The sequence below is a fragment of the Streptomyces sp. NPDC043812 genome (assembly GCF_056436245.1).
In genome coordinates this window covers 89,963-111,625 of the sequence record NZ_JBWKCY010000024.1, presented here as the reverse complement: position 1 = coordinate 111,625, position 21,663 = coordinate 89,963, and the positions used below count along the sequence as shown (strand labels likewise).

General features: G+C 71.2%; 17 protein-coding genes and 1 pseudogene. 11 read left to right on the top strand and 7 right to left on the bottom strand.

Going from position 1 to position 21,663, the window contains the following annotated elements; translation table 11 throughout:
- Window position 1: 1 nt before the first annotated feature.
- The 3 genes from AC067Z_RS29805 to AC067Z_RS29795 are packed head-to-tail and all read right to left on the bottom strand — an operon-like array spanning window position 2 to window position 1,910.
- On the bottom strand, window positions 2-193 hold the full coding sequence (locus AC067Z_RS29805; RefSeq protein WP_478792737.1) for a ferredoxin: 192 nt from the start codon (window positions 191-193) through the stop codon (window positions 2-4).
- Window positions 190-1,494 (bottom strand): NADH-ubiquinone oxidoreductase-F iron-sulfur binding region domain-containing protein, encoded by a 1,305-nt coding sequence (locus AC067Z_RS29800; RefSeq protein WP_478792736.1) that lies wholly within the window; start codon window positions 1,492-1,494, stop codon window positions 190-192. The genes AC067Z_RS29805 and AC067Z_RS29800 overlap by 4 nt, the downstream gene beginning before the upstream one ends.
- On the bottom strand, window positions 1,491-1,910 hold the full coding sequence (locus AC067Z_RS29795) for a hypothetical protein (protein WP_478792735.1): 420 nt from the start codon (window positions 1,908-1,910) through the stop codon (window positions 1,491-1,493). Before AC067Z_RS29795 ends, AC067Z_RS29800 begins: the two co-directional genes overlap by 4 nt.
- 423 nt (window positions 1,911-2,333) lie before the next feature.
- Between AC067Z_RS29795 and AC067Z_RS29790 the strand changes: the two genes are divergently transcribed.
- The 8 genes from AC067Z_RS29790 to AC067Z_RS29755 all read left to right on the top strand — a co-directional run bounded on the left by AC067Z_RS29790 (window position 2,334) and on the right by AC067Z_RS29755 (window position 11,098).
- On the top strand, window positions 2,334-3,494 hold the full coding sequence (locus AC067Z_RS29790; RefSeq protein ID WP_478792734.1) for an aromatic ring-hydroxylating oxygenase subunit alpha: 1,161 nt from the start codon (window positions 2,334-2,336) through the stop codon (window positions 3,492-3,494).
- Between the two features lie 168 nt (window positions 3,495-3,662).
- Window positions 3,663-4,787, top strand: coding sequence for a polyamine ABC transporter substrate-binding protein (locus tag AC067Z_RS29785; RefSeq protein WP_478792733.1), 1,125 nt, complete (start codon window positions 3,663-3,665; stop codon window positions 4,785-4,787).
- 1 nt (window position 4,788) lies between these two features.
- Entirely contained in the window at window positions 4,789-5,691 is a 903-nt protein-coding gene (locus AC067Z_RS29780) for an ABC transporter permease (protein WP_478792732.1), read from the top strand.
- Window positions 5,688-6,629, top strand: coding sequence for an ABC transporter permease (locus tag AC067Z_RS29775; protein WP_478792731.1), 942 nt, complete (start codon window positions 5,688-5,690; stop codon window positions 6,627-6,629). Before AC067Z_RS29780 ends, AC067Z_RS29775 begins: the two co-directional genes overlap by 4 nt.
- Before the next feature lie 5 nt (window positions 6,630-6,634).
- On the top strand, window positions 6,635-7,705 hold the full coding sequence (locus AC067Z_RS29770; RefSeq protein WP_478792730.1) for an ABC transporter ATP-binding protein: 1,071 nt from the start codon (window positions 6,635-6,637) through the stop codon (window positions 7,703-7,705).
- A gap of 45 nt (window positions 7,706-7,750) precedes the next feature.
- Window positions 7,751-9,073: a flavin monoamine oxidase family protein gene (locus tag AC067Z_RS29765; protein ID WP_478792729.1), complete on the top strand. Its 1,323-nt coding sequence runs from the start codon at window positions 7,751-7,753 to the stop codon at window positions 9,071-9,073.
- The gene (locus tag AC067Z_RS29760; protein WP_478792728.1) at window positions 9,066-10,499 is read left to right on the top strand and encodes an aminobutyraldehyde dehydrogenase; all 1,434 of its coding nucleotides are present in this window, start codon (window positions 9,066-9,068) and stop codon (window positions 10,497-10,499) included. Before AC067Z_RS29765 ends, AC067Z_RS29760 begins: the two co-directional genes overlap by 8 nt.
- 215 nt (window positions 10,500-10,714) lie before the next feature.
- A complete protein-coding gene (locus AC067Z_RS29755; RefSeq protein ID WP_478792727.1) occupies window positions 10,715-11,098 on the top strand; it encodes an MmcQ/YjbR family DNA-binding protein in 384 nt (127 codons plus the stop codon).
- A 242-nt stretch (window positions 11,099-11,340) separates the two neighbouring features.
- Here the strand turns inward: AC067Z_RS29755 and AC067Z_RS29750 are convergent.
- Together AC067Z_RS29750 and AC067Z_RS29745 are read right to left on the bottom strand one after the other, a co-directional pair.
- Window positions 11,341-11,988: pseudogene (locus AC067Z_RS29750) on the bottom strand (alpha/beta fold hydrolase); the annotation flags it as partial.
- Window positions 11,989-12,030: 42 nt separating this feature from the next.
- The gene (locus AC067Z_RS29745; RefSeq protein ID WP_478792726.1) at window positions 12,031-13,116 is read right to left on the bottom strand and encodes a DUF5937 family protein; all 1,086 of its coding nucleotides are present in this window, start codon (window positions 13,114-13,116) and stop codon (window positions 12,031-12,033) included.
- A 99-nt stretch (window positions 13,117-13,215) separates the two neighbouring features.
- On the opposite strand from AC067Z_RS29745, the gene AC067Z_RS29740 reads away from it, so the two are divergent.
- Complete coding sequence (locus AC067Z_RS29740) at window positions 13,216-14,448, top strand: MFS transporter (protein ID WP_478792725.1); 1,233 nt, start codon at window positions 13,216-13,218, stop codon at window positions 14,446-14,448.
- A gap of 118 nt (window positions 14,449-14,566) precedes the next feature.
- A complete protein-coding gene (locus AC067Z_RS29735) occupies window positions 14,567-15,934 on the top strand; it encodes a pyridoxal phosphate-dependent decarboxylase family protein (protein ID WP_478792724.1) in 1,368 nt (455 codons plus the stop codon).
- Window positions 15,935-15,956: 22 nt separating this feature from the next.
- Here the strand turns inward: AC067Z_RS29735 and AC067Z_RS29730 are convergent, their stop codons facing one another.
- Together AC067Z_RS29730 and AC067Z_RS29725 are read right to left on the bottom strand one after the other, a co-directional pair.
- Complete coding sequence (locus AC067Z_RS29730) at window positions 15,957-17,612, bottom strand: AMP-binding protein (protein WP_478792723.1); 1,656 nt, start codon at window positions 17,610-17,612, stop codon at window positions 15,957-15,959.
- A gap of 22 nt (window positions 17,613-17,634) precedes the next feature.
- Window positions 17,635-18,303, bottom strand: coding sequence for a TetR/AcrR family transcriptional regulator (locus AC067Z_RS29725; RefSeq protein WP_478792722.1), 669 nt, complete (start codon window positions 18,301-18,303; stop codon window positions 17,635-17,637).
- 71 nt (window positions 18,304-18,374) lie between these two features.
- On the opposite strand from AC067Z_RS29725, the gene AC067Z_RS29720 reads away from it, so the two are divergent.
- Complete coding sequence (locus tag AC067Z_RS29720; RefSeq protein ID WP_478792721.1) at window positions 18,375-21,626, top strand: acetyl-CoA carboxylase family protein; 3,252 nt, start codon at window positions 18,375-18,377, stop codon at window positions 21,624-21,626.
- Window positions 21,627-21,663 lie beyond the last annotated feature (37 nt).

Here is a 21,663-nt window from a genome sequence, read left to right as displayed (position 1 = left end):
GTCACTTCTCCAGCCTGAGCGCGGAGTTGGGGCAGGCCTCGGCGCATGCGCGGGCCGCTTCCTCGCCGCCGGACGGCACCGAGGCGGCGACGACGGTTGCGTAGCCCCATTCGTCGAGTTCGACGAGGTCGGGAGCGGGTTCCTGGCAGAGGCCGTAGCCCTGGCAGCGAGTGGAGTCCAGCAGGAGTTTCACGGCGTTCCTTTCAGCGAGGGCACCGGGGAGGGGCCGGGCAGCGTGGCGGCGGGCGGGTACGCGACCGTCGGTACGGGCACCGCGAGGCGGGGTCCTCCGTCCTGAGGACGGGAGGCGCACTCGGCGCACGGAGCGCCGATGTGGGACCGGACGAGTTCGGGGAAGGCGCGGATCAGGCTTCCTGCCGTGCCTGCTGCGGCGTCGAGCAGGCCACAGGCGCCCCGCCCGGGCAGGGTGGAGGACCATCGGAGGAGCTTGGGGAGTGCATCGGGTCCGGCTGTTCCTGTGGTCAGGCCGTGCAGGGCCTCGCGGATCGCGGCGGTGCCGGACACGCAGATGCCGCACTGCCGCGCGCTCTCGGCCGCGAGGTGGCCGACGGCGTCGGCGGCGGTCGTCACCGGGCACTCGCCGGGGGTGAGGAAGCGGATCGCTCCGCAGCCCAGGGCGGTCTCCGCGTGGGCCAGTGTGTCGGGGTCGAGCCCGAGGCCGAGGGAGTCGGGCCCGATCAGTCCGCCGAACAGTCCGCCCATGAGGGCACCGGTCGCATCGGGGGTGCCCTGGGCCTCGGCGAGCGCCCGCACAGTGGTGCCGTACGGAACCTCGGTGAGCAGCGGCGCACCGCGCCCGTCGGACAGCGTCACCAGGGTGGTGCGGGCGATCTGCCGACGCAGGTCCGGCCATGCGGCGATCAGGGCGATACGTGCGAGGGTCTCGACGTTGGCGACGAGGGTCGGCTCGTCGCCGACGCCCTGCTCGTATGGACGGGGCGGCTTGGCGGTCGGCAGGGCCGGCCCGCCGTTGATCCTGCGGACCACCGCCGTCTCCTCGCCGGCGACATAGGTGTGCACGGTCTCGATCACCTCGACAGGGATCGGGGGACTCCACTCGTCGAGGGCTCGGCGGACGCTGTCGCCCGCCGCCGGATCGGAGAGGTACACATATCCCCGTGCGGCGCCGGTGATGGCCGCGGCGCGGGCGAGGCCGTCCAGGACGAGGTGCGGCCTGGCCCGCAGCAGCCAGCGGTCCTTGGCCGATCCGGGTTCGCCCTCCTCGCCGTTGGCCACGACGACCGGCCTTCCTCCGGCGTCGCGGACGGCCCGCAGTTTCACCGCGGCGGGGAAACCGGCGCCGCCGCGGCCGCGGAGACCGGCCGCAGCTATGTGGTCGAGCAGCATGTCCGTGCCGGTCGTCTCCCGGTAGCCGCCGGCGGCGAGGTAGGCATCGGCCGTCTCGGTCACGTCCGGCTCCGGGCCGAGTACGGAGCCCGGCAGTTTTGGCACCAGGGATCGGATCCCAGTCATCCTCGGCCTCCATCGGGTGCGTCCGGTGAGGCGGTGCGCAGGGTGCGTACCGCCCTTTCGAGGGCCCTGCGGTCCGCCGCGGTCCGGTCGTATCCGGGTCCGGGCAGGCCGATGAGCATGCGGTGGTGGTCGAGCACCACTTCTCCTGCGAGCAGTGCGGCCCGCCGGTCGCCCGGCCGGGAGCCGTCGGCCACATCGGTCACCAGGGCGGTGACCTCCGCGAGATAGCGGAGCCAGCTGCGTCGGCTGCCGCGCAGGATCAAGGTCTCCACCCGCCGCCGCTCGGCGGCCGCCAGTTTTGGTGGCGCCGTGGCCGTATTGAGCGCACCGGTGCGCAGTGCGGCGATGGCGGGGGGCAGTTCCCGCTCCGGTTCGGGAGTGAGCCCGAGCCAGACCAGACTCCGACGACCGCTCATGCGTGCCTCCGGGGGAGGGGAAGGGGATGCCGTGGCGCGGCCGGACCGTGGCCGGCAGTGGGGCAAGGGGCGACGTGCGATGCCCTTGGCACACCGCCGGGGTGGCGATGCCGTGCGACGGGGGCCTTGCAGTACGGGCCCGGACGTGGGGCGTCCGGGCGGCTGCGGCGTTCGGTCCGACGAGGACGACGTGAACGACGTGAACGACGACTACGACGAGAACGACGCATCGCGGCGATCTGCGATGGCGACTACGCTAACTAATCAATTAGTCAGTCCACAAGTCTTGACACTGCGGAAACCCCCCAGCAATCTGACTGACCAATTAGTCAAGGCGGGTTCAGTTCCCTTCGACACAGCCCGCCGACCGCCCCAGGGCCGCCTCAACACCGATCGCCCCGTGCGGCATGGAGGAGTCAGCCGATGCAGCCCCAAGCCCCCGAAGCACCGCTGAATCAGCTCAGCCAAGGCAGTCCCGGGCAGGCTCTGCCCGCCCGCTACTACACCGACCCCGACACGGCCGCCGCCGAGACCCGCCACATCTTCGCCAAGTCCTGGCAGCTCGTGTGCCACGAGTCCGACCTGCCCGGACCGGGAGCCCGGCTCGCCGCCACCGTCGCCGACCGCGAGGTACTGGTGGTGCGGACCGAGGACGGTGACCTAGCCGCGCACCTCAACGTGTGCCGGCACCGCGGAACTCGGCTGGTCACCGTCCCGGAACCGTCGGGCAAGGCGATTCGCTGCCCGTACCACGGCTGGACGTACAAACTCGACGGCCGTCTGGTCGGCGCCCCCGAGGCCCGACAGATCCCGTGCCTGGACAAGCCCAGGCTCGGCCTGTTCCCGGCCCGGGTCGAATCGTTCCTCGGCTTCGTCTTCGCCAATCTCGACCCTGACGCGCAGCCGCTCGCCGAGCAGTGCGCCGGCCTCGCCGAAGCGGTCGGCCACTACGCCGGAACCGATCTCGTGCCGGTCGGCCGCAGCCGGATCCACGACCTGGCCGGCGCCGAGGTCCAGCACGCCAACTGGAAGGTCGCCGTCGACAACTATCTGGAGGGCTACCACGTTCCGGTCGCCCACCCGGGGCTCATGCGGCTGCTGGACTACCAGAGCTACACGTGCGAGATCGAGAAGTCGTACGCGCTGTTCGCCTCGCCGCTCAGGGACAAGCCGTCCTCGAACTGGGCCGAACGTCTCTACCAGCGCATTGCCGCCCCCATGCCCGGCCTCACCGAAGCCGACCGCAGGGTCTGGCGGTACGCGGTGATCTACCCCAACACTCTCCTCGACTTCTACCCCGACCATGTGCTTGCCTGGACTGCCATCCCGACGGCGGTGGACCGCGTGGCCGTACCCGGCGCGTTCTACACCCGCCGAGGGACCAGCCTGCGCACCCGCCTCGCCCGCCGGCTCAACATCCACATCGGCTGGATCACCAACGACGAGGACGCCGAACTGGTGGCCCGGGTGCAGCACGGACTGACCACGCCGGGCTTCGAACCGGGTCCGCTGTCGCGTCGCGAGTCGGCGGTCGGCTGGTTCGCCGGGCGTGTACGGGCCGAACTCGACGGATCGGAGCAGTGAGCCGCTCCCGGTGAGCGAGCCGTCCCAGCCGTCCGGGCGGTTCCGTCCCCCACCGTCCCGCGGCTCCCTGGTCGAGCACGGAGTCAGGGCTCCGTGCACCGTTTGACCGCGCCCTGAAACAGCTCGTCCTTCGCCGTCCCCCTGCGGCCCCTACGGAGAGGACCACCGATGTCCCCCGAGGCACCCCTGCTGTCCCGACGCTCGCTCCTGCGCGGGGGCACCGCCGCCGCCCTGGGCCTCACGGTCGCCGGCTGCGGATTCGCGCCCGACCCGGCCGACAAGGCGGCCGCGGAAGCGCCGATCGAGGTCAAGCCCGACGGCGACCTCGTCTATTTCAACTGGGCCGACTTCGTCGACCCGGCCGTCTTCGAAGGCTTCGCGAACGAGTACGGCGTCAAGGTCATCCAGTCGAACTTCGACTCCATGGAAGGCATGGCCGCCAAGCTCAACGCCGGAAACCGCTACGACATCATCTTTCCCACGGCGAAATGGGCGGAGCGACTGGCCTCTGCGGGCACGCTGCGCAGGATCGACCACACCCGGCTGAAGCACGCCGACGCGGTGTTCGGCAACTACGACTACTTCGCCGACCCCTGGTACGACCCCGGCTCCGCGCACACCGTTCCGTTCACCATGTACAAGACCGGCATCGGCTGGCGGAGGGACCGACTCGGCGAGCTGACCGGCTCCTGGGGCGACCTGTGGAACGCCCGGGCCGCGGGCAAGGTCTTCGTGCTCGACGACCGCGACGAGGTGCTCGGCATGGGCGCCCTCAAGCTCGGCCTCGGCCTCACCACCTCCGACGAGGACGACCTCGACCGCATCACCGAAACCCTGACGTCGCTCCGGCCCCACCTGCGCGGATTCTCCAGCGACAGCTACAACAACCTCCTCAACGGCAACGCGGCCATGACCCAGGCCTGGAGCGGGGACATGGCCGCGATGCTCGGCCAGGCCAAGGACCCCTCCGTCTTCGGCTTCCAGGTCGCGCGCGAAGGTGCCCCGGTCAACTCCGACTGCTACGCCATCCCCGCCAACGCCCAGCACCCCGGCACGGCGATGCTCTTCATCGACTACATGCTCCGCCCGGAGAACGTGAAGAAGAACATCGAGTACATCGGCTATCCGATGCCGGTCGGCGGTACGGAGGACACGTACAGCGCGCTGGTGGAGCCGTTCCCCGAGTGCCTGGTCACCGCGGACGACCTCAAAAACGACCTCTTCTTCCGCAACGGCACCTCGCGGGGCGAAAAGGCCCGCGACACCGCCTGGACCCATGTGAAGGCCGGCTGACATGGCACCACGTACCCCTCCGAAGGGCCCGCGCCCCCGCAGCGGACCCTCCGCCTCCGGCACCCGGCTGTGGACCTGGCTGATGATCCCCGGCACCCTCTGGATGACCGGCTTCCTCATCTGCTCCCTCCTGCTGGTGGCCACACTCGCGTTCGGCACCACCGACGCGCTCGGCAACCCGCAGTTCGGGCTCAACTTCGACAACATCGCGGCGATGGCCGACCCCGCGTACCGCTCCGTGCTGCTGCGCTCACTCGGGTACGCACTGCTCACCTGCGTCATCTGTCTGGTCGTGGCCTACCCGGTCGCCTACGCCATCGCGCTGCGCGGCGGAAGGTTCAAGAACCTGCTGATCGCCGCGATCGTCGTCCCGTTCTTCGCGAACTACCTGGTGCGGATGTACGGCTGGTCGGTCGTGCTCTCCGACGACGGACCGCTGCTGAAAGCCCTGCGCGCGGTCGGAATCGCCGACGGCGGGACCAAGATCCTCCAGACCGGGGTGGGTGTCGTCGCCGGGCTCGTCTACGGCTTCATCGTGTTCATGATCATTCCGTTGTACGCGGCGCTGGAACGGATGGACGTCTCGCTGATCGAGGCGGGCCGCGACCTCTACGGCGGGCCGCTGCGGACGTTCCTCTTCGTCACCGTGCCCGCCACCCGTCAGGGGGCCGCGGCCGGCTGCGTCCTCGTCTTCCTGCCCGCCATGGGCGACTTCGTCAGCGCCCAGCTCATGGGAGGCCCCGACCAGATCATGATCGGAAACCTGATCCAGGACAAGTTCTTCCAAGGCCAGAACTGGCCGCTCGGCTCCGCCCTCACCATGCTGCTGATGGCGGTCCTGTTCCTCGGCATGCTCGGCTACCTGCGGCGTACCCGCAAGGACGAGGAGGTGGCGGCCCGATGACACTCCGCCCCGCCCTCCGGCCACCCCACCGCACGGCCAAGCGCACGAGCCTTCGCCCCACCGCCGAGTCGGACACCGGCCCTGCCCGCACTCCGGGGCGCCGTCGCCTCTTCCGGCCGGCCCGACGCGGAGCCGACAGCCGGCCCCGGTTCGCCATAGCCGTCACGGCCGCGTTCTTCGCACTCCTCTACCTCCCCATCGGCGTCGTCATCCTCTTCTCGTTCAACTCGCAGAAGTCCCTCACGGTGTTCCAGGACTTCAGCCTCCGCTGGTACGCGGCGTTCTTCCGCGACGACGTCCTGCTCGACTCGCTCGGAATGAGCCTGCGGGTGTCCCTGGTGGCCATGGTCGGCTCCCTGATCCTCGGGGTGGCCCTGGCCCTCGGCCTGGTCCGCTGCCGCAGCCGCCTGGGCTCCTTCGCCGGCCTGGTCATGCTCGTGCCGCTGATCACCCCGGAGATCGTCACCGGCGTCGCGGCGATGCTGCTCTTCAAGGGCATGGGGATCACCCTGTCCACCGGCACCGTGATGCTCGCGGAGATCACGTTCTCCATCTCCTACGTGACGGTCATCCTTCGCTCGCGGATCGCCGCACTCAACCCGGAGGTGGAGGAGGCCGCGATGGACCTCGGGGCCACTCGCTGGCAGGCACTGCGCCTGGTCACCCTGCCGGCCCTGCTCCCCAGCATCCTCGCCTCCGCGGTGCTGATCTTCGCCCTCGTCTTCGACGACTTCGTCCTCGCCTACTTCACCACCGGCGTCGACCCGCAGCCTCTGCCCGTACGCATCTACTCGGCGATCCGGTTCGGCGTCCAGCCCACCATCAACGCCGTCGGCACCCTCATGCTCGCCGGATCCATCTGCCTCATCGCCCTGGCGCTCTTCATCCCGCGTCTGTTCGGCCGCCGCGGCGGCCTCGACCTGCTCTCCGGGAAGTGACACCCATGCACCCGACCCCCGCCGTCCGGCTCGACCACGTCAGCAAGCAGTACGGGGACTCCTACGCCGTCCACGACATCTCCATGGACATCGCACAGGGCGAGTTCTTCTCCCTCCTCGGCCCCTCCGGCTGCGGCAAGACCACCACGTTGCGCATGATCGGCGGCTTCGCCGACCCGACCGAAGGCTGCGTCCTGCTCGACGGCGAGGACGTCACCGCCCTTCCGCCGAACAAGCGCAACGTCAACACCGTCTTCCAGAGCTACGCCCTGTTCGACCATCTCTCGCTGGCGGACAACGTGGCCTTCGGCCTCAAGCGCAAGGGTGTCGCCCGGCCCGAGATCCGCGAACGCGTCGCCACCATGCTGGACCTCGTACAGCTCGGCGGCCTGGCCGACCGCAAGCCCCCCACGCTCTCCGGTGGTCAGCGCCAGCGCGTCGCCCTGGCGCGAGCCCTGGTCAACCGCCCCCAGGTCCTGCTGCTCGACGAGCCGCTGGCCGCTCTCGATCTCAAACTCCGGCGCCGGATGCAGGTCGAACTCAAGCAGATCCAGCGCGAGGTCGGCATCACCTTCGTCTTCGTCACCCACGACCAGGACGAGGCGCTGACCATGTCGGACCGCGTGGCGGTGATGAACGAGGGCCGCGTCGAGCAGTGCGGAACCCCGGAGGACGTCTACGAACGGCCGGCCAGCAGCTTCGTGGCCTCGTTCATGGGCACCTCCAACCTCGTCCCCGGCACCTACCGCTCCGGCGAGGTCGTCATCGACCAGGGCCCCGCGCTGCCCGTCGGCCCCCGGCCCGATGTCACCGACGGCAGCAGGGTCAGCCTCTCGATCCGACCCGAGAAGATCTGGCTCTCCGACTTCCAGGCGGGCATGGCCAAGGTGCCGGGAGTCGTCCGGGAGACCGTCTACTCGGGCCCGACCACCACCTACCTCATCGAACTCGCCGCCGGCGTCACCGTGTCCGTGCTGGAGCAGAACACCGACCGCTCCCGTATGGAGGACCGCTGGAGCGGCGGAGAGAGCGTCGAGATCGGCTGGAAGCCGGAACACTGCCAGGTCCTCGGCTGACCGCCGGCCGCTCCCGATGTTCTCCCCAGATCGAAGGAACACCCCATGACTCACGATGTCATCGTGCTCGGCGCCGGCCTCGCCGGTCTCGCCGCCGCACGTGACCTGGCCGCAGGCGGGGCCGACGTCGTCGTCCTCGAGGCCCGCGACCGGGTCGGCGGGCGCGTGGAACAGACCGAACTCCCCGACGGCCGGCTCGTCCAGCTCGGCGGCGAGGTGGTGGGCCGGGCGCACACCGCCTACCTGGCGCTCGCCGCGGAACTCGGACTCACTCCGATCCCCAGCTACGTTGCCGAGCCCGGGGCCATCGTCCGCGCCACCGCGGAAGGCATCTCCGCCGGGGACCCGCCGCACTGGTTCGGTCCCGGCGACGACACCAGCCACCAGAAGGTCACCGCCGCCTTCACCGCCCTCGCCCGGACCGTCGACCCGGACGACCCGTGGTCCCACCCCGACGCCGCGGCCCTCGACCGGCTCTCCGTCGGCGACTGGCTCCGCTCCCAGGGGGCGACACCGGCCGTCGTACGCCTCTGGGAGATCGGCCAACTTGCGCTGGCGAGCGGCTCGTACGAACGGACCTCCCTGCTCTCCGCACTGCGCAAGAACGCCGCCGTCCCCGGCGGTGAGCAGTCCGACCACTACGACTACGACGACTGGGAGGGGCTGAGGATTGCCGAGGGATCGGCCACCGTGGCGCTGCGCATGGCAGCCGGGCTCGGTGACCGCATACGGCTCGGGGCGCCCGCCCGGACGATCGACGTACGGCCGGGCGGCTGCACGGTAGGCCTCGCGGGAGGGGAAACCCTCTCCGCCGGCGCCGTTGTCAGTGCCCTGCCCGTCGGCCCGCTCCGCTCGGTCACCGTCACCGGAGTCTCCGACGAGCGCCTCGCATCGCTGCACCGCCAACGCCAGGCGGTCGCTGCCAAGTTCGTCGCCGCGTACGACAAGCCGTTCTGGCGCAGCCGCGACCTCAACGGACTCTCCGAATGCGAAGGCGTGCTCGGCAGCACCTGGCCGCAGAACGAGGGGATCCTCTCCGCGCTCGTCCCGCCCGAGCGGTTCGGCGTGCTGCTCGGCATGCCTGCCCCGCTGCGTGAGGTCGAACTCCTCTCCGACATCGCGCGCCTGTACGGCGGGGACGCCCACCGGCCGCTCGCCACGTACGTGCGCATGTGGGGCACCGACCCGTGGACCCAGGGGTACGTCACCCAGTGGACCCCCGGCGACGTGATGGCCGTCGGCCCCCTGCACGGAACCCACGAACCGCCCTTCTACGTCTGCGGATCCGACCAGTGGGTTGCCGGCTACATGGAGGGCGCCGTGCGGACCGGACGGGCCGCGGCCAGGGAGGCGCTGCGCCGTGGCTGAGACTCCTTCGGATCGGACGGTGCTCAATCACATCGGGGGAGCGGACCTTCCCGCAGCCTCCGGCGAAGTGATGGAGCTGACCGACCCCGCCACCGGCCTGGTGCACGGCAACGCGCCGCGCTCCGGCCGGGCCGACACGGACGCGGCCGTCGAAGCGGCGGCAGCGGCGTTCGAGGGCTGGTCCACGACCACCCCGGCCGAACGGCAGCGGGCCCTGCTGCGCATCGCGGACGAGATCGAAGCGCACGCCGACGAGTTCGTGGCAGCCGAGACAGGGGACACCGGCAAGCCCCCGGAGCTGTTCAGGACCGAGGAACTGCCCGCGATCACCGACGCGTTGCGCTACTTCGCAGGCGCCGCCCGGAACCTGCCGGGCGCCGCCGCGGCCGAGTACACCGAGGGACGCACCTCACTGCTGCGCCGCGAACCGGTCGGCGTCTGCGCCCAGATCACCCCTTGGAACTACCCGCTGATGATGGCGGCGTGGAAGATCGCCCCGGCGATCGCGGCCGGCAACACGACCGTACTCAAACCGGCCGACACGACGCCCTCGTCGTCCGCCCTGCTGGCCCGGCTCGCGGCCGAGCACCTGCCGCCGGGCGTGCTCAACGTGGTCTGCGGCGACCGCGACACCGGCCGGGCACTCACCGCCCACCGCGCCGTCAGGCTGATCGCCCTCACCGGCAGTGTCCGGGCGGGCCAGGAGATCGCCGCCGCTGCGGCTGCCGACCTCAAGCGGGTCCATCTGGAGCTCGGGGGCAACGCCCCGGTCATCGTCCACGACGACGTGGACATCGAGGCCACCGCCGAGGAACTCGCCGCCGTCGCGTACTACAACGCCGGCCAGGACTGCACGGCGCCCACCCGGTTCCTGGTCCACCACCGTGTTCACGACGCCTTTCTCACCGCGTTCGCCGCCTGCGCGGAGAAACTGCGTACCGCCGCGCCGGGGGAGGGGGACGCCGACTACGGCCCGCTCAACAACGCGACCCAGCTCGCCTCGGTGCAGGGCATGCTGAGCCGTCTGCCGCAGCACGCCGAGATCGTCACCGGCGGGGCGCGGCTCCGGCGTCCCGGCTTCTTCCACGAGGCCACCGTTGTCGCCGGTGTGCGTCAGGACGACGAGATCGTGCAGGAGGAGATCTTCGGTCCCGTCGTGACGGTGCAGCGGTTCACCGACGAGGCGGAGGCGCTGCGATGGGCCAACGACATCCGGTTCGGTCTGGCCGCCGGCGTGTGGACCACGGATCACGACCGCGCGATGCGGGCGACCCGGGCCCTGCACACCGGGATCGTGTGGGTGAACACGCACGGCACCACCGTGTCCGAGATGCCGCACGGCGGGGTCAAGCACTCCGGTTACGGCAGCGATCTCTCGCTGGCCGGCCTGCTGGACTACACGCAGGTCAAGCACGTGATGGTCTGACGACCGTGCGGGTGCCCCGGGATGCGGGAGCGTGGCGGCTTCCGCATCCCGGGGTGGTGAGATCGGTCATGACGCGGGGACCGCGGATCAGGGCAGCGCCAGGACATGGCCGGCACCGAACCCCGAGGATTCTCGGCACGCCCCGACTTGTCCGGCCGAAATCGGCAGCCGAGGCTGGTGTGATAGGGAACGGGTCACGCGATCGGGAGGACGGCATGGCGGCACCGGCGAAGCACGTCGTGGCGAAGTGGGAGAAGGTGCGGAGTTTTGCCTTGGGACTGCCGTCCGCGGGCGAGGATTTTCCCTGGGGCGAGACTGTGGTGAAGGTCAATAAGAAGATCTTCGTCTTTCTGGGAGTGACCGACGGCAGCTACCCCGTGGGTGTCGGCGTCAAGCTGAAGGACGAGGCCATGCATGCGCACGCTCTGTCCTGCCCGGGTGCCGAACCGTCCGGCTACGGACTGGGGAAGGCGGGCTGGGTACAGATCCCCCTTTCGCCGAAGGGCGCACCGTCGGCGGAGGTGCTGTGCGACTGGGTGGAGGAGAGTTATCGAGTCATCGCCACGAAGAAGCTGATCGCGGAGCTCGATGCCCGCTGATCGCGTCCGGCGCCGGGACCGGGACACGGCTCGGTGTTCGGCGGACCGCCACTGCTGAGGTCCGCCGGTCTGGGAGATCGTCGTGCGGCGGGAAGGCGCCCCGTCGGCCCGTCAGGGCAGGTACGGGGGCGCCTTCCGCGGCCGCGGGGAGCCGAGCGTCGCAGCGTCAGGGCCCGGCCCGCGCTGCTGCACCCGGAGTTCCCCCTTTGGGGCGCCTTGCGGCCGATGACCTGCGGAACGGCCTAAACGCCCGCGGTGTGCCGGAGGATCTCCTCGGCGAGCCGGTGGTCAAGTGCCGTGGGCAGTGTGTGGCCCATGCCGTCGACCATGACCAGACGGGCCGCGGGAATTGCTGCGGCGGTGGCCTCGGCGTGCGCAGGCGGGAACATCGGGTCCTCGGTGCCGTGCAGGACCAGTGTGGGTGCGGTGACGGACGCCAGGTCCTCGGTGCTGCGGTCCTCGCCGGCCGCTCCGGCGAACGTGTGGTTGAGCGCGGCCTGCAGATCGCGTGCCCGCTCGTACACCTGCTCCTCCATCGCGCGGTACTCGTCCTCGTCGAACGGCAGTGCCGGGCCGTGCAGTACGCGCCACAGTGGCAGCCTGGCGGCGAGGTATTCCTGCAGCGTCGCCTCCGGTTCGGGGAACGTGGAGACGAGCGCGGCCAGCAATTGGGGTGCGGGCGGCGGGAGTTCACCGGGGAGCGGAGGCTCGCCTGCGAGTGCGCGCCGGACCGTGACGGCCGTGTCCTTGCCCAGAGGCTGGGAGGAGAGGCTGGTCAGGGTCAGGACCCGGTGGGGGTGGGTGACGGCGAGCCGCTGGGCGATGATGCCGCCGAGGGACGCACCCACCAGGTGGGCAGCATCGACGCCGAACGCGTCCAGGACGCCGAGCGCGAGGGCGGCGGTCGCCCGCGTGCCGGCAGACCGAACTGCTCAGCGCAGTACGGCCGCCAGCAGGTCGGCGCCCAGCGCCGTCAGATCGGGCAGTTTGAGGGTGTGACGGACGTAGCGACCGTCCCGCCGGGCCGTGAGCAGGCCCGCACGGCGCAGGACGGCGAGGTGGCGGGAGACCTCCGGTCGTGAAAGTTCCCAGGCGTGGGCCAGCTCGCTGGTGGTGTGCGGGCCGCGGGCCAGGGTGCGCAGCAGCCGAAGCCGTACCGGATGTGCGAGTGCCTCCAGCCGCAGCGTGACCGTTTCCAGCGATACCGGCTCTGATGGACTCGGCTCGGCGACGGGGTACTGCACCACCGGCTGCCACCCGGGCGCGTGGACGGCCACCAGGTGCGGGCGGCCGAAAACGCTGGGGATGAAGGTGACCCCGGTGCCGTGGGCGGCGGTCGCCTTGTCCTGCACCTTGTCCACGACTATGCAGTCGCCGTCCGGTGCCAGGGTGACCGCGGCGGAGACCGATGCGAGTGCCGACCCGATGCCCTGGCGCTTCAACAGGTCGTTCTTCAGGCGCAAATCGGTGGCGAGCTGCACGGCGACGCCCGCCCAGGCGGCGTCGAAGAAGGCCTCGGCGCACTGTTCGAGGGTGTGGCGCACCCGCGCCCGCACAGCTGCCGGGTCCGCGAGCAGCCGTTCCGCGAAGGCCTCTTGCAGCGCGCCGCGGGCCTGGGCCAGGTCCAGGGCCCGCTCGCGCGCACTCGCATCGGTGAGCGGCGACGGTGCGGCAAAGTGGACCCGGTTGCTGCCGCATGTGGTGACGAGCGCGGCGGTCACATACGTTTCGTCGTCGATCCGGTCCACGTCGTCCAACTCCTCGGCGAGGGTCGGTCGAGGCCGGGCGGGGATCAGGAAGTCGGCTTGTGAGGAACGCCAGAGGAACTCCGCCTCCCTGAGCCGCTCGGCCAGCTCCGGCCGCAGCCCGGCCCAGACATCCCCGGCCCAGCCGGCGAGCTGCGGATGATGCCCGGGTTCGGCCAACACGTGCAGCATCGCGGTCAGTTCGGCCAGCGGGGAGGCGGCGAACCGCAGGCGCTCCGACGGCAGGCCGCTGATGTCGATCCTCAACGTCACCCCCTCATCATCACCGACCGGACGGCCGGCGACGGCGTCGGTTGACGATGTCCGTCAACCGACGTAGCAAGCCGTGTGGCCGAACGCACCGTTGACGCCATGCCAACCACCACCAAGATCCGGCCCCGCGCCCTCGTCCGTGCCTCCGGAGGCCCCCGCTACGCCGTCGCCCTGGCCGTGGACGCGCTCGGCACCGGCATGCTGCGCCCCTTTCTGCTGCTCTACGGGGTGATGGTGCTGAGGCTGTCAGCACCGGCCACCGGCATCGCCATGACGGTCGGCATCGTCGTGGGTCTGGTGTGCATGCCCGCAGTGGGCCGATGGCTGGACCGGGGCGCACGCAGCACCGTCGTGGCAGCGTCGATGCTGGTGCGCGTGCTGGGCGTGGCGCTGCTGCTGGCCACTCCGGCGGGGAACGTCTGGCTGTTCGCGACGGCGGCGCTCTTCCTCGGCATCGGCAACCAGGCATGGCCGGCCGCCCACGCAGCTCTCGTGGCCACGATCGCCCACGGCCGGGAACGCGACACGGCTCTCGCGGCAGGCCGCGCCCTGCGCAACGCCGGCCTGGGCGTGGGCGCGCTCCTCGCCACCGCCTGCCTGGCGGGCGGCGCCACCGCGTTGCAGGCGCTGGCAGCCGTCACCGGGCTCGCCTATCTCACTGCGGCGGCCCTGGCATGGTCGGTCCACGTAGACGCGCACCCGGCAGCTGCCCCGGCCAAGGACACGGACGACGAGCCCGCACCTCGAATGCGCGGGCTGCTGGCCGCCAACGTGATCTACGTCTTCTGCCTCAACGTCCCCGAAATCGCGCTCCCGCTGGTCCTGGTGACACAGTTGAACGCATCCCCGGTGTGGTCGGCAGCCATCTTCGTGGCCAACACGGTGCTGGTGGTCACCCTGCAGGTTCCGCTCACCGTCCTGATGTCCCGCTTCTCCCGGCGGACCGTGCTGGCTCTGGCCGGCGTGGTGCTCGGCGCGTCCTACCTCGGCTTCCTCGCCGCCACCTCACTGGGACACGGCTGGGCTGCCCCGGCCGTCGCCGCGGTGTCCGTGGTCTGCACCATCGGCGAGATCATCTATGCCGGCAGCGCCACCGCGCTCGTCACCGTCCTCGCCCCGGCCCGTGTTCTGGGACGCACCCTCGCCCGCTTCGAGCTCTCCACGGGCTTCGGCCTCGCCGTCTCCCCGGCGGTCATCACCGCTCTCGCACCCCACGGCCCGGCCGCCCTCTGGGGCAGCCTCGCCGGTGCGACGCTCCTCTCCGCCTCCGCCGTTGCCACCGAGAAGGATCAAGGAACGCCGCTCAGCGGTCGGGCGCGAGCAGACTCGTGACCTCGGCTGTCCGGCCGGCCACATGACGGCTTCGGGTCCCGTGGCGGACCCGGTTGTGTCCGGGAGGACCGTCAGTCGTGGCTTGCGCGGCGGCGGCGACGGTCTCATAGTCCGAGGTATGGACGCGCGCGAGTCGGCGCTCCGACAGGCATACGGCCATGCCGTCCGCTGGCTGGCGAGCCTGTCCGATCGCCCGGTTCCCGCCCGCGCTTCGGTCGACGAGACCGTGCGCGCGCTCGGTGTCGAACTGCCCGAGGGGCCGAGCACGCCTGCCGATGTGGTGGACCTGCTGGTCACGGCCTGCGAGCCCGGTCTCACCGCGTTTCCCAGCGGCCGCTTCTACGGGTTCGTGGTCGGCGGCACCGAACCGGCCGCGCTGGCTGCGGACTGGCTGGTCAGTGCCTGGGACCAGAACTGTGTGATGCGCGCCGTGACACCCGCCTACACGGCGGCGGAAGACATCGCAGGCGCGTGGTTGCTCGATCTGCTCGGCCTGCCGAGCGAGAGCGCCGTCGGCTTCACCACAGGCGCCACGATGGCGAACTTCACCTGCCTCGCCGCCGGGCGCGACGCGGTGCTGGGGCGCGCCGGCTGGAACGTCGCCCGCGACGGACTCGTCGGTGGGCCGGCCGTACACGTCGTCGCCGGCGAGCACCGCCACATGGCCATTGACCTGGCGCTGCGCTACCTCGGGCTCGGCAGGCCCGAGCTGGTGAAGGCGGACGACCAGGGACGCATCGAGCCCACGGCCCTGCGGAACGCCCTGGCGGCCGGCGGGGAGGGTCCCACGATCGTGATCCTCCAGGCCGGAGACATCCACTCCGGCGCCTTCGATCCCTTCGTCGAGACGATCCGCATCGCGCGCGAGGCGAACGCCTGGGTGCACATCGACGGCGCCTTCGGACTGTGGGCGGCCGCCTCCCCGGCTTACGCACACCTGACGGTGGGCTGCGAACGGGCCGACTCCTGGGCGACCGATGCCCACAAGACCCTGAACGTCCCCTACGACTGCGGCCTTGCCATCGTGCGCGACCCGTTCGCGCTCCGGGCGGCGATGGGCCTGCAGGGCGACTACCTCATCCAGGCCGAACACGGCGACCCCATCGACAAGGTTCCCGAACTCTCCCGGCGCGGCAGAGCCTTCACCGTGTGGGCCGCCCTCAGGTCCCTCGGTCGGTCAGGTGTCGCCGACCTCGTCGAGCGGCTGTGCCGACACGCCTCCGCGTTCGCCGCCGGAATCGCCGGGATCGAGGGCGCGAGGGTTCTCAACGACGTGGTGTTCACCCAGGTCTGCGCCGAGTTCGGCAACGACGATCGCACGGAACGGGTGCTCACCCGGCTGCTCGACGAGGGCACGGCGTGGATCAGCGGCTCCACCTGGCACGGCCGTCGCGTCATGCGTATCTCGGTGAGCAACTGGTCGACGACCGACGACGACGTGACGCGCACCCTCGACGCGATCCGGCGCGCGTCCATGGGCGCCTGAGCGCCCCGGAGTTGCGACGACGTCATGGCGCGGGCCGCGACCGGGTGGCTGCCGTGCGGGTTCGGGCCCGCTCGGTCAGTTCGGTTTTTCTGATCTTGCCGGTGGCCGTCATCGGGAAGGCTTCCACGAACTCGATCCCGGGGACCTTGTATCCGGCCATGGCCCGCGCAGCCCACTCGTGCAGGGTCTGTGCGGTCAGTGTGCTGCCGGGGGCCGCGCGGACGTACGCGTAGGGCCGCTGGCCGCGCTGCTCGTCGTCGACGGCGACCACGGCGGCGGCGAGTACCTCGGGGTGCTGGGCGAGGAGCGTCTCGACCTCGGTGGGGAACACGCTCATCCCGTTGACCTTGATCATGTCCTTGTCGCGGCCGAGGTAGTGCAGACAGCCTTCCTCGTCGAGGCTGCCGATGTCCCCGGTGTGCAGCCAGCCGTCGCGCAGGGCGGCGGCGGTGGCCTCGGGCGACTGCCAGTAGCGGGTGAGGACGGACGGGCCGCGGACGACGATCTCCCCGCGCTCGCCGAGCGGGAGCGGCTCGCCGGTGGCGAAGTCGACGATCATGAAGTCGGTGCCGGGCACGGGCAGTCCGCAGAAGACCGGTTCGGCGAGCAGGTCGTGGTTCTCGTCCTGGAAGCCGACGGTGTTGGTGTCGCTGGTGTGCGTCTCGGTCATCCCGTACGACGCCTCACGGAGCACGCTCGCCTCTCCGGCGGCCCGACGCCAGCGGTCCCGGACGTCCGGGGTGAGGCGGCGGATGAAGGAGACGGTGAGCGGGGCGGTGAGGCTGCTGAGGTCGGGGCGCGGGCGGTCGTCGGATTCGAGTATGCCGAGGAGTTCGAGGTAGTTCTCGACGGTCCCCGCCATGGTCGTGACACGGTACGTCTCGATGGCGGCGAGGACGGCTTCGGCGTTCCACCGGGGGAGCAGGACGCTCGTGCCGCCGGAGACCAGCGGGGCGAGAACGCCGAGGTTCTCGCCGGCGATCCAGAAGACGGGCAGGAAGCAGAGGGAGACGATGCCGTCCCGTGCGCCCGGCATGCCGCTCTGGATGGCGGTGGCCGTGTAGACCATGTGGCGCTGTGTGTGCTCGCACCCCTTGGGCATACCCGTGGTGCCGCCGGTGTAGTTGAGGGCGGCGAGCGCGTCGAGGTCGTCGGCGATCCGGCCGAGCGGAGCGTGGTCCAGGATCTGTTCCCAGTCGCGGGTCAGCAGCACGTCGCGTACGGACGTGTCGGCCCGCACCTCGTCCAGCACCGGCAGCAGTTGCTCCTGCGTGATGACGATCTCCGGTCCCGCATCGCGGAGTTCATGACGCAGTTCGGCTGCCCGGAACATCGGATTGACCGGGACGTGGACGGCGCCGAGGCGCAGCACGGCGAGCATCGCGACGACGAAGTGCGGCGAGTTCGGAAGGTGTACGGCGACCCGGTCGCCCTCGCGCACGCCGAGCGAGTGCAGCCTTCCGGCCAGCCGGTCGGTCCGGGAATCGAGCTCCCGGTACGTCAGCTCCGTGCCTTCGAACACGAGGGCGGGCTTGTCGGGGGTCCGTTCCGCCCACCGCCGTACATGGGCGGGGACGGTCAGCCGTTCCGCCGGGTGGACTGCCGCGTCCGGCTGCCGGCGTGTTCTGGCCTTCGCCTGACGGGCACGCAGGTCGGCAACGTGTTCCTCGATCGTCATGGTGCGGCTCACTGCTGGTTCACTACTCCTCGCGTTGGGACTTCACTCCGAGCAGGTGCAGGTACATGGCGGTGACGTCGCTGACCGCGTCGTCGTAGGCCTCGGGCCGTTCGGCGACGAGGCGGGCGAACTGGATGCTCATGCCGCCGACCGCGCGTGCCACGGCGAGGGGAGCGGCGGGCGGGTGCGCCGTGCCTTCGGCCATCAGGCGGCGGATGTGGCGGGCGGAGCGACGGACCGGCCGCTCCTGGATCTCGTCCCACAGGGCGCGTACGCCGTCGTCCGACTGTGCCTGCAGTTCGAGCAGGCGCAGCAGCGGCAGATGGCGCGCATAGGCGCGGATGAACGCGGCGGTGGAGGCGCGGGCGACGGCTTCGGTGTCCGTGTGATCGACGCCCGGGACGTCCTGCGCGGTGAGGAAGGCGTCCCGTACCCGCTTGGCGAGCACCCGGAAGATCTCTTCCTTGGAGGCGAAGTACACGTAGAAGCTGGCCCGTGAGAGGTCGGCCTCGGCGGTGATGTCGGCGATGGTCGCCGGGCCGTAGCCGCGCCGTGCGAACACGGTCTCGGCGGCGTCCAGCAGCCGGCCCTGCGCCGGGGTGTCGGTTCTGTCCCGTGCGGTCCTGGTCGCCCAGGGTTCCTGCCTGCGTGCCCCGCCGCGTTCCTGCCCGCGTTCCTGATCGCCTTCCACGGGGCGAGCCTATTGACGTTGACGCCAATGTCAATGACGCTGGCGGGACCGTACGACTGGAGGGCTTGCTGATGGGGTCGGATGCCGTACTCGTCGCCAACCGGGGGGAGATCGCCGTACGCGTCGTGCGGGCCGCCGCCGAGGCGGGCCTGCGCACCGTCGCGGTGTACGCCGAGGACGACGCGGGCGCACTCCACGTCCAACTGGCCGATGAGGCACACCTGTTGCCGGGCACGGGAGCGGCGGCCCATCTGGACGCGGCGGCGGTGCTGGCCGTCGCGAGGCGAGCAGCGTGCACCATGGTCCACCCGGGCTACGGCTTCCTGAGCGAGGACGCGGGGTTCGCGTCCCGGTGCGAGGAGGCAGGAATCGGCTTCGTCGGGCCGTCCGCCGAGGTGCTCGGCCTCTTCGGCGACAAGGCGCGCGCCCGGGCGCTGGCGCTGCGCCTGGGAGTGCCGGTGCTCGCGGGTACGCACGGGGCGACGACGCTCGACGAGGCACGGGAGTTCCTGACCGGTCTCGGCCCCGGCGGCGCGGTGATGGTGAAGGCCGTCGGCGGGGGCGGCGGGCGCGGTATGAGGGCGGTGCGGGACGCTTCGGAGCTCGACGACGCATGGGAGCGCTGCCGGTCGGAAGCGCTGCAGGGCTTCGGGCGGGACGAGCTGTATGTCGAGCGGTTGTCGGAGGGCGCCCGCCACATCGAGGTGCAGGTGCTGGGGGACGCGAGCGGGGCGGTGACGCACCTGTGGGAGCGGGACTGCAGCACCCAGCGCCGCCACCAGAAGCTGGTCGAGATCGCTCCCGCACCCGCACTGGATCCCGCGCTGCGCGACCGCCTGATCGACGCCTCGCTGCGTATGGCCCAGGACGTGGGATACACAGGTCTGGGCACCTTCGAGTTCCTGGTCCCCGGCGGGCCCGGATCCCGGAGGGACGGGCAACCGGGTGGCGACGAAGCCCCGTTCCACTTCATCGAGGCCAATCCGCGCCTGCAGGTGGAGCACACGGTCACCGAGGAGGTGACCGGCATCGATCTGGTCGCAGCCCAACTGCGTCTCGCGGCGGGCGAGTCGCTCGCGTCGCTCGGCCTGTCGGGCCCGCCGCAGCCCCCGCGCGGCTACGCGCTCCAGGCCCGGGTGAACGCGGAGGTGACCGGCCCGGACGGAACGGTACGCCCTTCGACCGGCATGCTGACCCGGTTCGACGTGCCGACCGGCCGTGGCGTGCGGGTGGACACAGCGGCTCGGGCGGGGCTGGAAATCGGAGTGCGGTACGACTCGCTGCTCGCCAAGGTGATCGTCCGCGCACCGGACTTCGCGTCGGCGTGCGACCGGGCCGGGCGTGCGCTGGGCGAGTTCGCGGTGGAGGGCGTACGGACCGGGCTGCCGCTGCTGCGCGCGGTACTGGCCGACCCCGACTTCACGGCCGGGGGCACGGACACCGCGTTCGTGGCCGATCGGCTCGCCGCGCTCACGGCGGGACTGCCCGAGGAACGCACCGATTCCCCGGACGCCGCGCAGGGGGTGCTCGGCGCGCCGATGAGCGGCACGGTCGTCTCGGTGGACGTCGCCGCGGGCGACGACGTGCGGGCGGGCCAACTGCTCCTCGTCGTCGAGGCCATGAAGATGGAACATGTCGTGCGGGCACCGTCGGCCGGTACCGTACGGGCCGTCCGGGCGGCAGTGGGCGACACGGTGACCGAGGGCAGCCCTCTGCTCGTCGTCGAGACGCTGGACGAGCAGACGGACGACGGGCTGCAAACGGCGGACGCGGATCTCGACGCCATCAGGCCCGATCTCGCCGAAGCGCTCCGCCGCCGTGACATCGGCCTGGACGCGAACCGGCCGGAGGCCGTGGCCAAGCGGCACCGGATCGGCCGCCGCACCGCCCGCGAGAACATCGAGGACCTCTGCGACGCGGGCTCCTTCACCGAGTTCGGAGCCCTGGCCATCGCCGCGCAACGACGCCGGCGCTCGCTGGAGGACCTGATCGTGTCCACACCCGCGGACGGAATGGTCACCGGTACCGGCACCGTGGGCGGTCGGCCGTGCGTGGCCATGTCGTACGACTACACCGTGCTCGCGGGCACCCAGGGCCATCACAACCACCGTAAGACGGACCGGATGCTGTCCGTCGCCGAGCAGCGCGGACTTCCTGTCGTGCTGTTCGCCGAGGGCGGTGGCGGACGCCCCGGAGACACGGACACCACCGCGGTCGCCGGCCTCGATGTGACGACGTTCCACCAGATGGGCCGGCTGAGCGGACTCGTGCCGCTGGTAGGCATCGCGTCGGGCCGCTGCTTCGCGGGGAACGCCGCACTCCTCGGCTGCTGCGACGTGGTGATCGCGACCCCGGAAGCCACCATCGGCATGGGCGGCCCGGCGATGATCGAAGGCGGCGGGCTCGGCACCTACCGGCCCGAAGAGGTCGGACCGCTCTCCGTGCACGTGCCGGGCGGCGTCGTGGACATCGCCGCCGCGGACGAGGCGGAGGCGGTGCGCCTCGCCCGGCAGTACCTGTCGTACTTCGGTGGTCCGCAGGACGACTGGGAGGCGCCGGACGGGCGGCTGCTGCGCCACACGGTCCCGGAGAACCGGCGGCGTGCCTACGACGTGCGGGCGGCTGTCGAAGGGCTCGCGGACCTCGATTCCGTACTGGAGCTGCGCGCCGGATTCGGTACCGGGATCATCACCGCGCTGGTCCGGATCGAGGGCCGGCCGATGGGGCTGATCGCCAACAATCCACAGCACCTGGGCGGGGCCATCGACCGCGACGCTGCCGACAAGACGGCACGCTTCCTCCAGCTGTGCGACGCCTTCGCCCTGCCCGTCGTCTCGCTCTGCGACACCCCGGGCTTCATGGTCGGCCCCGACGCCGAACGGACCGCGACGGTCCGGCACTTCTCCCGGCTGTTCGTCACCGGCGCCAACCTCGCCGTGCCACTGGTCTGCCTGATCCTGCGCAAGGCGTACGGCCTCGGCGCGATGGCCATGATGGGCGGCTCCACCCGCGCCCCGCTGGCCACCGCTGCCTGGCCGAGCGGAGAACTGGGCGGCATGGGACTGGAAGGTGCGGTGCGGCTCGGTTACCGCAGGGAGCTGGAGGCGATCGAGGATCCGCAGGAGCGTGAGCGGGTCTTCGACAAGCGGGTCGCGGAACTGTACGAGCAGGGCAAGGCGGTCAACGCGGCCGCCGCGCTGGAGATCGACGCGGTGATCGACCCGGCGGACTCGCGCGCCTGGGTGGTGTCGGCGCTGGACGGCTGGGTCCCCGAACGGCGCGCGGCCACGGGCAAGCGCCGCCCGTTCGTCGACACGTGGTGAGAGGGGCGGCCACCTTGTCCGCTGTACGCGGCGCGGT